This window comes from Brevibacillus sp. BD137 (assembly GCF_041644655.1).
GTDB lineage: Bacteria > Bacillota > Bacilli > Brevibacillales > Brevibacillaceae > Brevibacillus > Brevibacillus brevis_D.
Map to the genome: position 1 here is coordinate 72311 of NZ_JAOTNO010000002.1, position 14212 is coordinate 86522.

General features: G+C 44.3%; 13 protein-coding genes. 8 read left to right on the forward strand and 5 right to left on the reverse strand.

Annotated elements, in window-relative coordinates:
* A complete protein-coding gene (locus ODZ53_RS04110) occupies nucleotides 1-1197 on the reverse strand; it encodes an MFS transporter (RefSeq protein ID WP_372676030.1) in 1197 nt (398 codons plus the stop codon).
* Nucleotides 1198-1496: 299 nt separating this feature from the next.
* Nucleotides 1497-2126 (reverse strand): hypothetical protein, encoded by a 630-nt coding sequence (locus ODZ53_RS04115; RefSeq protein WP_372676031.1) that lies wholly within the window; start codon nucleotides 2124-2126, stop codon nucleotides 1497-1499.
* A 466-nt stretch (nucleotides 2127-2592) separates the two neighbouring features.
* Between ODZ53_RS04115 and ODZ53_RS04120 the strand changes: the two genes are divergently transcribed.
* Nucleotides 2593-4071 (forward strand): Lsa family ABC-F type ribosomal protection protein, encoded by a 1479-nt coding sequence (locus ODZ53_RS04120; protein ID WP_372676032.1) that lies wholly within the window; start codon nucleotides 2593-2595, stop codon nucleotides 4069-4071.
* Nucleotides 4072-4134: 63 nt separating this feature from the next.
* Here ODZ53_RS04120 and ODZ53_RS04125 read toward each other — a convergent pair whose 3' ends face one another.
* Nucleotides 4135-5100 (reverse strand): DHH family phosphoesterase, encoded by a 966-nt coding sequence (locus ODZ53_RS04125; RefSeq protein WP_372676033.1) that lies wholly within the window; start codon nucleotides 5098-5100, stop codon nucleotides 4135-4137.
* A 226-nt stretch (nucleotides 5101-5326) separates the two neighbouring features.
* On the opposite strand from ODZ53_RS04125, the gene ODZ53_RS04130 reads away from it, so the two are divergent.
* Nucleotides 5327-5902 carry a hypothetical protein gene (locus tag ODZ53_RS04130; RefSeq protein WP_372676034.1) on the forward strand — a complete coding sequence of 192 codons (576 nt, stop codon included), beginning with the start codon at nucleotides 5327-5329 and terminating at the stop codon, nucleotides 5900-5902.
* Nucleotides 5903-6015: 113 nt separating this feature from the next.
* On the opposite strand, the gene ODZ53_RS04135 is transcribed toward ODZ53_RS04130, so the two are convergent.
* Together ODZ53_RS04135 and ODZ53_RS04140 are read right to left on the reverse strand one after the other, a co-directional pair.
* Complete coding sequence (locus tag ODZ53_RS04135; RefSeq protein ID WP_372676035.1) at nucleotides 6016-6387, reverse strand: ArsR/SmtB family transcription factor; 372 nt, start codon at nucleotides 6385-6387, stop codon at nucleotides 6016-6018.
* Nucleotides 6388-6822, reverse strand: a complete 435-nt coding sequence (locus ODZ53_RS04140) for an SRPBCC family protein (protein ID WP_372676036.1) — start codon at nucleotides 6820-6822, stop codon at nucleotides 6388-6390. It abuts the gene before it with no gap.
* Between the two features lie 251 nt (nucleotides 6823-7073).
* Between ODZ53_RS04140 and ODZ53_RS04145 the strand changes: the two genes are divergently transcribed.
* The 6 genes from ODZ53_RS04145 to ODZ53_RS04170 all read left to right on the forward strand — a co-directional run bounded on the left by ODZ53_RS04145 (nucleotide 7074) and on the right by ODZ53_RS04170 (nucleotide 14089).
* The gene (locus ODZ53_RS04145) at nucleotides 7074-8549 is read left to right on the forward strand and encodes a protein adenylyltransferase SelO (RefSeq protein ID WP_372676037.1); all 1476 of its coding nucleotides are present in this window, start codon (nucleotides 7074-7076) and stop codon (nucleotides 8547-8549) included.
* A 105-nt stretch (nucleotides 8550-8654) separates the two neighbouring features.
* Nucleotides 8655-9473: a hypothetical protein gene (locus ODZ53_RS04150; RefSeq protein WP_372676038.1), complete on the forward strand. Its 819-nt coding sequence runs from the start codon at nucleotides 8655-8657 to the stop codon at nucleotides 9471-9473.
* Nucleotides 9474-9583: 110 nt separating this feature from the next.
* The gene (locus ODZ53_RS04155; RefSeq protein ID WP_372676039.1) at nucleotides 9584-10546 is read left to right on the forward strand and encodes an AAA family ATPase; all 963 of its coding nucleotides are present in this window, start codon (nucleotides 9584-9586) and stop codon (nucleotides 10544-10546) included.
* A 14-nt stretch (nucleotides 10547-10560) separates the two neighbouring features.
* Complete coding sequence (locus ODZ53_RS04160; RefSeq protein WP_372676040.1) at nucleotides 10561-11199, forward strand: RNA ligase family protein; 639 nt, start codon at nucleotides 10561-10563, stop codon at nucleotides 11197-11199.
* 134 nt (nucleotides 11200-11333) lie between these two features.
* Complete coding sequence (locus ODZ53_RS04165) at nucleotides 11334-12395, forward strand: suppressor of fused domain protein (RefSeq protein WP_372676393.1); 1062 nt, start codon at nucleotides 11334-11336, stop codon at nucleotides 12393-12395.
* Between the two features lie 29 nt (nucleotides 12396-12424).
* Nucleotides 12425-14089, forward strand: a complete 1665-nt coding sequence (locus tag ODZ53_RS04170) for a DUF6138 family protein (RefSeq protein ID WP_372676041.1) — start codon at nucleotides 12425-12427, stop codon at nucleotides 14087-14089.
* Nucleotides 14090-14212: the final 123 nt, after the last annotated feature.

Consider the following 14212-nt stretch of genomic DNA (forward strand, 5'->3'; position numbering starts at 1 on the left):
CTACTCACTCCTTTTGAGATGGATAAGAAAGGCTGAAACAAAAGAGATTCCTGCACCTACTAGCAAAAGGGAAAAACCGGCTTGAAAGGAGTACGCCTGAATGAATGCGCCCATCACGATTGGTGTAAAAATACTTGCCAGCTTTCCTCCAGTTAACAGGATTCCAGTAGCAGTGCCCATAGCATCTGAGGGAATGAGACGCATGGTAAGTCCAATAATAGGTTGAGTGGTAAGGGATAGAAAAAACAAAGAAATAGACTCAAACAACATAAACAGGTTGACATCGTCAGTTAGGATCATAAGCGTAAGGAAAATCGCTGAGACCAGAATGGACGGAATGACCATCGTTCGAAACTTTTGATAAAAATAACGGTCAAATAACCAACCGCCTGCCAAATAGCCAAGCATGGAAATGAGAAGAGGAAGCGATGCATATAAGCCCGATTCGGTAATAGCAAGATGTTTTTCCGTTGTTAAGTAGGTAGGTACCCATGTCATGCATCCAATCATCACGATATTAATTCCGCTGAGCATACCTGTTAGTTTCCACAAATCGATGTTACGTAATAGAGATAGTAAAGGGATAGGATTCGATTTTGATGCCGAGCTTGAATCTGAGCTTGAAGGTTGTTCCATTACGAAAGGACGGGGAAGGAATATCAAGAGAATGGGGACCAAGAGCAGGCCGATTGATGCTGTAACAAAAGTAGCTTCCTGCCATCCCAGTATTGCAATCAATGGTGCTACGAGAAAAGGGGCAAGTCCAGACCCAATTGGTTCCGCTGATGAAACGATAGATATTGTGGTCGTACGGATGTTTGCAGGTGTTCGTTCGGCAATCGCTTTATACATAGCAGGCATTAGTGGGGCATCGATAACCCCCAACAAAAAACGGACAACGAGTAAGGCTGCAAAACTTGTGACCGCCCCTGTAAGCGCAGTCAATATTGCCCACAGTACCACGCTGATTATAATAATTTGCTTCGATCCTCGTTTATCAGCAATGATCCCTCCAGGAATGGTAAAAATCGCGAAGCCTAAAAAATATACACTCATGATCGCACCTTGCTCCACTGGATTCAGATGTAATTCCTCTCCAATAAATGGTAGCGCAATTATGATGCTGTAGGTGCCAAGAACCCCTACGAGTATAGTGATAAACAAGAGCACAGCACTAATCAAAGCAGACTTTTTCATGTGCATCACTTCCTAAAAGATGTTATGTGTATTATCTTAAGTAATTTCAGTTATTTTAGTCAATACTGAAATTACTGAAAACAATTTTGTTTGGAAAAATACCATAACCAGGGGATGCTGTTATTTTGTCACGGAGGTTCCTTCTGGCAATTGGATTCAACTGTACAACTAATCGAAAGCCGCTGAGAGCTACATTTCGAATAACGAAAACGACCTGTGGGTTACACAAATGGTTTTCCATCGTGCTACCTACAGGTCGTTTCATTATCTCATTTCCTAACAGATTGTATCTGTTAGGATTAGTACTTTCTTGTGAGAATTCGAGAATGCTCTCCATCTACAGTAATTTCCCAGCCTCTAGGGATTTCATAAGCAAAGGATGGTGAAGGATGCTTCATCGCTTCAATGCTGGATTCAGTAGGGATACTGGTGATATTTACGATATGTTTTTCATAGAGACTAACACTTACTACGACCCAGCCATATGGTACAGGCACCCCGGTACCGACCCATTTATTTTCCAGCTCTTGAGGTTGGTACCGTTTTTTATTCTCATTTCTGATATCGATATAAGCCTGTCTTTTGCTATTATAACCTCGACCGATTTCTACCCAACCAGGAGGAACGTTAAAGCTCAAGCTTCTTTCCACTTGCCCATAATTCGCGCCATTAATATATTTCGCTACTTCATATCCAAGCTGTGCTCCACGATGTGGCTCTTTTTCAATCGAAATCCATCCATTCGGAAAGAACGTATCGTATGCCACTACTAACGTATCACCGTACTTCCAGTTTCCATCAAAGATATATTTTTGTGGACGGGCGTTAGAGTCTTTTCCTTTTCCTACTGCATCTGCTGCTTGAGTCGGGACGAACAAGAATGATGATGCCAAGACGAGAATACCCAAACCTCTTACTACTTTTTTCATAGTTTAACTCCTCCATATAATTGCAATAAGTTAAAGAATTTCAATAATGAGAATTCTGGGTGAATTTGAAACTTCCTGCTCTATATGGAAAAAATTTCTTGTAGAAAAATTGTCGAGCGAGAGGATTGTTCCAAGGAACACGTGTTTTCAATAGAAGCTACAGTAAAAAAACGGAAATATTCCTTGTTGAAAGGTGCAAATGATTATGATATGATGCTGTTAACTTAATGACTGGAGCTGAAGAGTATAATGGATAATTTTCTTGCTTAAAAAATAAAACAAACTGCGATATCTTTCGCGTGTTTTATTCTTTATGTGCAAGAAAGTTACTTATATCTCTTCACTCAAACAATATATCCTTATCTAACTCCATTTTTTTGAGTTGGATTTGCTGTATTTATTTGAGCTACAAGAGAGTAACTTTCTTGTAGCTTTTCTATTTTTTTGCGTACAGGGGGATGATTGTATGTCATTAATCAGTGTAAATAACTTGACGTTTGCCTATGAAGGCAGTTTTGATAACATTTTTGAAAATGTGAGCTTCCAAATCGATACGGATTGGAAATTGGGCTTTACGGGAAGAAACGGTAGGGGGAAGACAACTTTTCTCAACCTGTTGCTTGGTAAGTATGAATACAGCGGAAAGATTAGTGCTCAAGTCAGCTTTGAATACTTTCCTTTCCAAGTCGAGAACAAAGAATATCTTACCCTTGATATCGTTCAAGACATTGTCCCGGACTATCAGTTATGGGAATTAATGCGCGAGTTCTCCCTCTTAAAGGTTTCAGACGATGTTCTATATCGGCCCTTTGAATCTTTGTCTAACGGGGAGCAAACGAAAGTGATGTTAGCCGCCTTATTTCTAAAGGAAAACAGTTTTTTGTTAATTGATGAGCCAACTAATCACCTCGACATGCATGCAAGGGAGCTCGTCAGTGATTATCTCCATTCGAAAAGCGGCTATATTCTGGTGTCCCACGACCGCGCATTTCTAGACAACTGTGTCGACCACATCTTGTCCATCAACAAGACGAACATTGAGGTGCAAAAAGGAACCTTCTCCGATTGGTGGGAAAATAAACAGAGACAGGATAACTATGAGCTCGCTGAGAATGAGAAGCTCAAAAAAGACATTAAACGCTTGTCGGACGCAGCCAAACGCACAAGTAACTGGTCGGACGCTGTGGAAAAGACGAAAAATGGAACATTGAATTCCGGTTCCAAATTAGACAAAGGGTATGTTGGCCACAAGGCTGCGAAAATGATGAAACGCTCCAAATCGATGGAGCAAAGACAGCAATCCGCTATTGATGAAAAATCGAAGCTACTGAAAAACATTGAAAATCAGGAAAGCTTAAAGATTGCACAGCTTGCTTATCACAAAAATCAACTGGCCGAACTGGAGAACGTCTCGATTTCTTACGGAGAGAAGCTTGTTTGCGCAGATGTCAGCTTTACGATTGAGCAAGGAGAGCGTATAGCGCTGTCAGGAAAGAATGGTTCAGGAAAATCCAGCATTCTCAAGCTCATTTGCGGGGAGAACATTCAACATACGGGGACATTCAGAAAGGGAAGTCAACTGAAAATCTCGTATGTTTCTCAAGACACTTCCCATTTAAAGGGCAATCTAACTGACTTTGCCCGGGACAATGAGATTGAGGAAAGCCTGTTTAAATCGATTTTGCGCAAGCTGGACTTTTCCCGTGTGCAATTTGAAAAGGATATCTCTGCTTTTAGTGGCGGACAGAAGAAGAAAGTACTCATTGCGAAAAGTCTTTGCGAGAAAGCCCATCTTCATATTTGGGATGAGCCATTAAACTTTATCGACGTCATTTCTCGCATGCAAATTGAAGAGCTGCTCCTTGAACACTCGCCAACGATTCTTTTTGTGGAGCATGACAGGGAGTTTTGCAATAACATCGCTACAAAAATCGTTGAATTGTAGTTGGATAAAAAGTCTCTAAAAAAAGAAGAAGGTGGGGAAAACCGTTTTGGTTTCCTCACCTTTCTAATTCGTTCGTAAAGCAGGGTACACGAAAGCCTTTAACGTAACGCCTGTAAAGGAACATCCGGAAGCCTTTGGATGACCGCCACCACCGTAATGCTGGGCGATCACAGACAGATTCACATCTTCTCGAATCGTTCGAAAGCTGATTCTGCCTTTCCCGGGATCGAGCATCGCGACGAAATCAATCATTTCCGCATTTTTACATAAGAAATTGCCTGTCGTGGAGTGATATTGTTCGAGGAAAACCACGCCCACTTGATACGTTTTTGGCTCGTCTAAATCAATCTCTACCGGAATTAGCTTCATTTGCTTCAGCTTTTTATGCTCAAATTCATCCATTCGCTTTTCTTCTGTATAGATGAGGATCGATTCTACTTCGTCAAATACGAACTGATCCGTATGAGTACCTTCACCACGCAAGCGTCCCAGCACATTCTGAATAAACCTGTCTCGCTCGACCATATAGAATAAAATGTTCAGTTGATTGGCTTGTACCGTACCGGTTGCATCCCAGTCCCACGTATCAAAGGCACGAACCAGCTCCACATAGTCAGAGAGAACGCCTGTAGGAGTCAGATATCCCTGGTTTACCAGATAATCATAATAAAGGCTCGTTGCCGAAGTCTTTTTCCCTGATTCTTCGGTAATAACCTTTGCCCATTCGTACGTGGAAGCCAACGGTAAGGCAGTTGGGTGATGATCGATCAAGACAAATACATGTCCCTGATCGACCTTTTTCTGAATGAGCGTTCCGACCTCGTTATTGACACTTACATCGGAAATCACGACATACATATCGGGGGTAAGCTCTTCTTCGAGAAACTTTTGAACTTCTTGATTGACCGTGTAAGGAGTCACTCCGCGGTAATCGACTTCTTGATTGGAGAAAGCAATTTGACTCAGGATTGCACAAGATACGCCATCCAGGTCCTTATCACTGAAATGAATGATTTTTTGATGAGTCATGAAGTATCTCCTTATAAAATGAGTCCGTCGTTCAAATGGTACTGCCTTCTCTCATCTTTCCCATTCATGATGGCTTGCTTGCACGAATACAACAATTGGTGATTATTTGCAAGGTTAATTTTATTGTAATATAATGCTTTGGTCAAAAGCACTCCACATCTCGTTCAAACACACGGACGTGTTCGCGTATAACAGTGGAGAGAATATGTAAAAGGTGGTCCTCAACATGAAAAAGTCAGCATTGATCCCAGCTGCACTCCTGCTAGCAGTCCTTACTGCTTGCGGCAACACGCAACCTACAGAGCAACCAACAAATCAAAATCAATCGACAACTGGCACCCAACAGCCAGTGGGTGAAGCAACTACGCAAAAACCTGAAGAAGCGAAAAAAGAAGAGCAACAGGTGATCGCTGCTCCACAAGAAATCGTAGTATACAAGCAAGGGGAAAAAACATCCCTGAAGCCGGAAGATAACAAGTTCAAGGAAATTCTTGCTCTCATGGACAAACGTTTTGAAACACCTGCGGACCAAATGCGTTTTGACGAGAGCACCCAAGCGGTGGAAAAGGACAAGAAAGAGGCTTTGGCAGTTGAATTCAACTACGCTGAAGTAACGACAAACACTTTGCCAGCGACTGTTCATACAGATAACAAAACAGAAGTAAAGGCGAAGACATTGTTCTTCGTATTGAGCGGAGACAACAAAAACCATATGTTTGATTCAGAAGATGGGAAAACTTATGGAACGGCACCGTTGCATTTGACCGAATCCACTGAACTGACCGAGCTGTTGAATAAGTAAGCGAACGAGCCAGACTGTCGAGCAACCGGCAGTCTTTTTTCTATCCATACTGCCTGATCAAAGAAAACCCTCTTGATCTTTGGTCAATCGATCAAGAGGGAAGACATGACAAACTATTTCCTTGTTTGATCCGGTTCCGACTGAACGACAGTTAACGTCGTATCTCCATCGGTCTCCACCAGGTGCTTCAACATAGACAGCTTATTGTTCCAAAACTGCTCGTAAAAGGAAAGCCACTGCTTTACTTCTGTCAAGGGACCGGGGTGCAAACGATAGATTTTCTCGCGACCAACCTTATGTCCCGTAACCAAATCTGCGTCAGCAAGTATATGAAGATGCTTGACTACTGCCGTTCGGCTTATGGGGAAATGAGAGGTAATTGCTGAGATCGGCAATTCTTTTTCAGCTAGCAAGCGAAGCACTTCTCGACGAGTAGGGTCAGCGATCGCTTGAAATACATCAACCTTTTCTGCTGAGGCAGACATTTAGCCTTCCACAACCTTTTTCAGACGCTCATGAACAATACCAACCCAACCTTGATTCATCTTCTCGCGAATCATTGCGCTCTTCGCGTTTGCTTTTTCGATGATCTCATCTGCCGCTTTCCATCCACCATGAATGAGAGTAAACTCCGTTTTATCTCCCATATCTTTTAAAAGAAAAGAGACAACCCAACCGTCTGTATCCCAAGCAAAAGAAAGGCGATGTGGTGCTTCTACTTCCAGCACTTTGCATGGAGAAGGGCCAAAAGGGGATTGGATATGAAACTCATGACCAACTACAGGCTGAAAGTCATTTGGCATAAACCAAGCTGAGATGGCGTCCGCAGTGGATACTTTCTCCCATACCTTTTGAATAGGGGCGTCGAAAACGATGGTTTGCTTAATATCTTCTACGGTTTGTTGATTGTTCTGTTCCACGATAAAATCTCTCCGTTTCGTAGTGAAAAATATAACACCTTTTGGTTTTGCTTTTATGATGATATAACACCGTTTGGTTTTATGTAAATGGTATTTTTCCCCCAACTCATGAAGGATATTCGGCGAGGAGTGCGCTAAAAATGTGCGAATGTGCTCCTATCTTGCAAGAAAAGGGTATAATAAATTGGCAAAATGTATCATGCGTACAATTACCTCCATTCAAATAACGTCAATCGATAAAAGGAGATACAATGACTGACAAAAAACCAACAATCGAACCGGGATGGAACTTCGAGAACAGCTATACTACGCTGCCAAAATCGTTTTTTTCTAGGCTCAATCCACCACCTGTGCGTTCGCCAAAGCTTGCCATTCTCAATGAACGTTTGGCAAAATCACTAGGGCTGAATGTCGAAGCTCTGCAAAGCGAAGAAGTCATAGCCATGCTCGCGGGAAATAAAACCCCGGAAGGTGCAATGCCTCTCGCTCAAGCATATGCGGGGCATCAGTTTGGCCATTTTACCATGCTAGGCGACGGTCGGGCTCTCCTGCTTGGTGAGCAGATTACGCCTACAGGCGAGCGCTTCGATATCCAACTGAAAGGTTCAGGCAGAACACCTTATTCACGCGGCGGCGATGGTAGAGCAGCCCTTGGCCCGATGCTGCGCGAATACATCATTAGCGAGGCCATGTATGGGCTTGGGATTCCTACGACTCGCAGCCTTGCAGTAGTGACAACTGGCGAGTCTGTCTATCGCGATTCCGAGCTGCCTGGTGCCATTTTGACGCGTGTCGCAGCCAGTCATATCAGAGTGGGCACGTTCCAATTCGCAGCAAGATTTTGTTCCATAGAAGATCTCCGCGCGTTAGCTGATTACACATTGCAAAGACATTTTCCAGAGATCGAGGCAGAAGAAAACCGCTATCTCCTCCTACTAAAAGGAGTCATCCAGCGGCAGGCAGCGTTGATTGCCAAGTGGCAGCTTGTGGGCTTTATCCACGGGGTCATGAACACCGACAACATGGCGATCAGTGGCGAAACCATTGATTACGGTCCTTGCGCGTTCATGGACACCTATGATCCTGCAACGGTATTTAGTTCTATTGACGTTCAGGGCCGCTATGCTTACGGAAATCAGCCATACATAGCCGTCTGGAATCTTTCTCGTTTTGCGGAAAGCTTATTGCCGTTGCTGCATGAAAATGAAGCGCAGGCAGTGAAAATAGCCGAAGATGCCCTTGCCGAATTTAGCAAGCTGTATCATAGCAATTGGCTCACAGGAATGCGGGCAAAGCTCGGTTTGTTTAACGAAGAGGAGCAAGACGAAGCGTTGATCGAGGGTTTGCTCAACATGATGAAGGAGCACCGTGCAGATTATACGAATACATTTCGTGCTCTCACGCTTAATCAACCAGAAGAGACTGTGCTGTTTGGCACGAGCGAATTCACGGAATGGCATGAGCAGTGGAAAGCACGACTAACGAGACAGCCAGAAGACACCGACGCGGTACAACAGGGAATGAAAAAGAACAACCCGGCAGTCATTCCGCGGAACCATCGGGTAGAAGAAGCATTGGAAGCAGCATGGAAAGAGGGCGACTACACGGTGATGGAACGGCTCCTGACAGTCCTTTCTGATCCCTTTGCCTACACGCTTGAACAGGTAGAATACACGACTTTACCAGCGGAATCAGCATGTCCTTACCAAACGTTTTGCGGTACCTGATAGCACGCAATCAGAGTCCAACGATCTTTTACACGTTGGACTCTTTTTTCATACGCCCGATCTGCACTAAAATATGGAAAGCTGAAGAAAAAGGAGAATTCCTTTATGGATAAAAAAGCAAAGCAAATCTTGATGAAGACATTTTGGAGCAGTAACGGCTGGAAGAGTCGTCCATACGATTTTTCGGGAGCAGATTTTGAATACGCAAAAAGCAAAGATCTCATGTTTGACCCGCTAACGATTAGTCACGAGGAATGCATAGATAAAATCATTGCTTTGCATGAAAAAGTGACAAAAGAGCAAGTCACCACAGCGTTTTTGCACAGTCTCTCGACGCGAAAGGTGTACCTGCGCAGCGCCTTGTCTAGTTGGGCTTTGACGGAGCATTTGACGGCTCATACGTTTGAAAGTAATGCAGGGAAGTATACAAATCCAGAAAACGGTACCTATTTTTCCATGTACGGGGACTGCCATAAATGCGACCGTTACTATATCGCTGGGCGAGAGCTATATACCGACGAAGATTTGAATGTCCTGAATTTTGAAAGAATCAAGTGGGGCGGCATTCGCCTGAACTATCTACCATACCTCATGCTTGATTTGGAACTGTTAAGAAAGGAAGACAATCTTACGGTACAGGAAGAAGATGTAGCCATCCTCCGTCAGGTGCTAACCATCATCGCCAGCAGTGAACCAACCGATGCCGCTCGTCAACTGGAGAAGCGCCTCCAGGGTGTCTTTCCATCTAGCAAGAACGAACGGGATGTCTTCATGGAAATTCTTGCATCCGCTGGGATCTTGGCTCCAAGCAAGGACAGACCAGGGCGTGGCGGGAAGAATGACTTTTTCGCCGTCGTGAACTGGCGGGGGGAAGATAGCTATTCCGAGCAAGCTGTACAGAACTTCTTTGGTCCGTGGCTGTAAAGAACGGAAAATCTAGGAACAAAGAAGGGTGCCATCCATACGCGAAGTGTGTATAATATTGGAAAAGCATGTCGAATAATTTGTTTTCATTGAAAGGAGGTGAGATATAAGTGAAAAAGAAATTAATCGTCCTGTCAGGCATTGCGGGCAGTGGCAAAAGCAAGTGGGCGCAAGAAATTGCCAAAAAGGAACGAGCTATCATCGTGTCTACGGATGAAATTCGCCAGAACTTATTCGGTGATGAGCGAAAACAAAAAAAGTCGGCGCAAGTATTTTTTGAGGTTTATTCGAAAATCGCAACGGAGCTGGCGAATGGAAGGAATGTCATCTTAGACGCAACCAATATTGACAGAGAGAAGAGAATGAAGGTCCTGTCCAAATTTCCCGATGTCCAGAAGGAATGCTATTACGTCGATGTTCCCTATTCCGTTTGCCTAGAGCGCAATCAAGCCCGAAAGAGAACCGTAGACGAATACATCTTGGCGAAGATGCGGAAGAACTTTCATTTTCCCATCAAGAATGAAGGCTGGGATCACATTCATCTCTTGCACGAGCCAGTTCCATATGCCATTGAAAAAGAAGAGTTCGTTCAGTTGCTTCAAAATGAACCCTCCTATGAAGAGCTGTTCGACAGGTTGAATGCCATTCCGATCTTCAAAGAGATGTATCAATTTAATCAGGAAAATCCTTACCATCAGTACCCTTTGTGCAAGCATACCTATCATGTTTTCGATTATGTAAACGCCTTTTACACGGAAGAAGACAAATTTCTCATGCAAGTGGTCGCCTTGTTTCACGATACAGGAAAACCATTTTGCAAGACCTACAAGCCGTTGAAAGGCCATTACTCCTACTTCGGACATGAGCATGTATCTGCACAAATTGCTTGCCATTTCTTAAAAGAATTAGGATTCGACGATGATTTTATTTTCGAAGTCGTCAACCTGATTCAAATGCACATGAAGATTAACTACGGAACGCAGCAAGATATTTCCGAGATTTATCATTTATTGGGCGAAGAGTACCTGTGGAAGCTGTACTTCTTCAAGGAAGGAGATGCCTATGCCAAATAAGGAGGTGAATAACGATGTTGAAAAAATATCCGAGAACCTTTCATTTACCCTGGTCAAGAAGTAGAACCGACGATGATAAAATCTTGCGAACGGTTTGTCATTTCGAGGGAAAAGAAGTAGTCGTGACAGAAAAGCTGGATGGAGAAAATACCACGCTGTACCGAAACCATATCCATGCACGGTCACTGGATAGCAAAGATCATGCATCTAGACATTGGGTAAAGATGCTGCACGGGATGATTTCGTTTCATATCCCGGAAGGCTGGAGAATTTGTGGGGAAAATGTATATGCGCTGCACTCCATCTATTACGGCCATCTAACGAGCTATTTCTACGTGTTCTCGATCTGGAATGAAAACAATGAATGCTTGTCGTGGGATGAAACGGTAGAATGGGCCGAACTACTTGGCTTGGAAACAGCACCTGTCTTGTACAGAGGGATTTGGAAGGAAGAGACCGTAAAAAGTTGCTACACCAAGCAATCTGTCTTCGGTGGAGAGCAAGAGGGGTACGTGGTACGAGTAGCGGGGAGGTTTCCGTACGAAGATTTTAAACACTCTGCCGCCAAGTTTGTGCGCAAAAATCATGTGCAAACCGACCAGCACTGGTTGTCGAAGCCAGTCGTTCCAAATGGGATAACACAAACCTATTAAAGACTTTTGAATAGAAAGGAATGAGAACGATGTAATTTGCTAAATGGTATTGACCGTCTACTAGAGTATCCAAATTTCATTTTGGCTATTGTTAAGACAGTCATGACATGGGAGGAAGAGAGATGAGCGAAGAAATGAACGATGAAATGATGTCAGCGGGCTGGGATGCCATTGATCAGGAGATGAGAAAGATTTATGGAGAGCAGGAGCCTAAGCATTACGGTACGCTTATCTCGTATGCGCTGGGTGGAAACGATCCATTGGATGGAATAAGCGCCTACCTATCAGACGAGCCTAACCCGCATTGGCATTTTGTCACGTATGGATTCACCGAGTTGTATGAAAAAGAGTCCGAGAATGAAGAAGAAAGTGGTTTTGGCTTTGAATTGACGTTTCGATTGGCACGAAAGGACGACGAGGAAGAACCGCCTGCTTGGGCGCTGAATTTGCTTCAAAATATGGGGCGTTACGTATTCAACACGGGCAATGTGTTTCAAGCAGGGGATCATTTGGATGCAAACGGTCCGATATGCTTGGGCTCCGATACCCAACTGACTGCGCTCGCTTTTGTGACAGACCCACAGCTTGCCGAAATGGATACGCCGAATGGGCGGGTGCAATTTTTGCAAATGGTTGGGATTACAGGTGATGAACTCGATGCGATGATGGCTTGGAATACTCGTGGCGTACTTCAATCTGGCTTGCCGTACATGCCTTTCTACATAACCGATCTCGAGCGGGATTCTCTCCTTAACCATTCTACGGTAACTGATGCTGTTCAAAAAGGAATGGAACAAGAGGGCTCCAGCACGGCTTATTTGTTCGTCAGCCAGCTTGGATGGGAGCCAGGAAAAAATGGCTTCTTGAAAAAAACGCCTTCGACCTTGAGGCTGGGAGCTAAGCAAGCGGAAGTCATCGGAAAAATTCTCCGCGGACGTATGCGCAAAGGGGAAAGCCTAAGCCTTGTGGGACCTGATGTCCGCGTTGTATTTGAGGCAGGAGAGAAGCCAGCGTGTATTCCAGAAGAGGAAATGATTCGATTTGTTCTCGATGATGCGACAACGCTTGCGCTTACCAAGCAGTTGCTTCCAAAGGAAAGCAGCTTTGAGATTCCTTCCCTGAAAGGAATTGCCATTAATATTGTGAAAACCAATATTACCGATAGCGAGGGCAATGTCGTCAAAGTCATCGGCTAAGGTGTTTTGGCAAGGAGGAGAGTCAGTCAATGAATCAGGCAGCAGAAGCATTTCTAAACGAAGTATGGACTTCCATCCAAGAAATTTACCAAAAAGAGAACCAACGGATCAACGAGATCAAAGACTGGAGTCTACTGCAGGCAGGGGTCAAAGACTACCTGAGAGTGGCGTGGAGAAAAGGAAAGCTCAATTGGGCCAATGGTAAAATCCACATCGATGTCCATGAACCATTCAGTTGGAGTGACGACTCGTACAAATACGATGCGGGCTCTTATATCGAGGAGCTTACAGAGGAAATCCTCATGCAAGAGTTTTTTCCCGCACTGTGTGATCGAATGGAATCCTTGTTCCATTCCACCGACTATGATTCTCACTTTTTTAATTACCGCTTCGAGCTCGTCTTCGAATTCGAGTGGAAACAATCGGTGCAATGCCATTCTCGCCATTTCATAAACGAGCCAAAACGCGAGAGTCTAAAACAAGTACTGGAACAATTTATCGAGACAAAAATTAAAGCGGAGCTTCCTGTACGTCCGAAAGAAAGAGACGATTTCTTCTTCGCTCATTGTCTCGTCAATCCCGACTTGATGGAACAAAAGCAGGAAATTATCGAACCGCTCATCCAGCGTCTTAGCGAAAAGCTGCGCTTTAATAAAGAACGCGGTGATTCGTGGACGTACCACTCTTCGTTAGCTTTAAAAGGCTGGGCGGATGAGCGTTTTTTAGTCAAATTTTTTGATCGTACCGGGCATTATGGATTGGACTGGGTTTTGAAACCCGAGCAGGAGCGTCAGGAACCAAAAGCAGAGGAGCTGGATTTTTTCCTATACGTCGCTCTCGCAATAGGTAACAAGGAACCTGACACCCGCAAGAAGTTTTTGGACCTCGCTGTTCAGCTTGGCTCCAAGCGGGCTACGGACTATGTAAAACGTGGCAGCGGTCGCTTTGAAAACGAGTATAAAAGCAGTCTGATTCAAGCAAAAGCCAATGATGTTTTACAAGTGATCGACATCCGTATCGTGACTGAGGAAGAAGCCGCCTACGGTGAAGCCATCGATTTTATCAACGGACTCTTGCGTGAAGGCTTTCCGAAAGGGTACAAGCTCAAGCTGAAGAGTAGCGAAAAGCACTACCTGCCCGTAAAAAAGCTGGCGAAGTCAGGTCTCCACCAGTTTTTTGCCAATGCTTCTCGTTATCCTGCCTTATATCCGAAAATCGCCGAATATGCGGAGCTTGCGATGGAGGAGTTCGCATGGTACGGGGATGTAGAGCCTAGTGAGAAATCCGTCATGCCTGGCACCTATGCGGTATTGGCTCTCGGGTTGTCCAGCAGCGATTATTTTCCACTCTTTCGCCGCTATATGAAGCTGGTCGACACGGAGCATCAGTCTGCGCAGGACGATTTTGCCCTAGCTTTTATGGAGGCGCATGGTGTAACCGTAGAGAATATCCCCGTACTCGTCTCTCTGGTGCTTGGCAGTAGCGACTCGGCGAAGCCTTTGAAAAATATCACTATTGATCGTGCCGAACTGGTGGATGCACTCATAGGGGAGCTTGCAGCGATGGAGGATTACCAGCGGGAAAGCGTTATTTATCGCCTTTTCGGCGGGAACAAAAAGCTCGCACAGGCAGTAAAAAAGGAATCTTCCCCTATCAAAGACAAGCTTGCCCAATTGCTAGCCTTGGTCGAATAGCTTCATTGACAATATTTAGAAGACCATTATTTTTCATATAGTGATTTCTAGTACGAGAGCAAGATGCTTCTGTTTATTGGACAGGAGCATCTTTTTTTGTTGTCAAAAAAGGGGGCGATACAG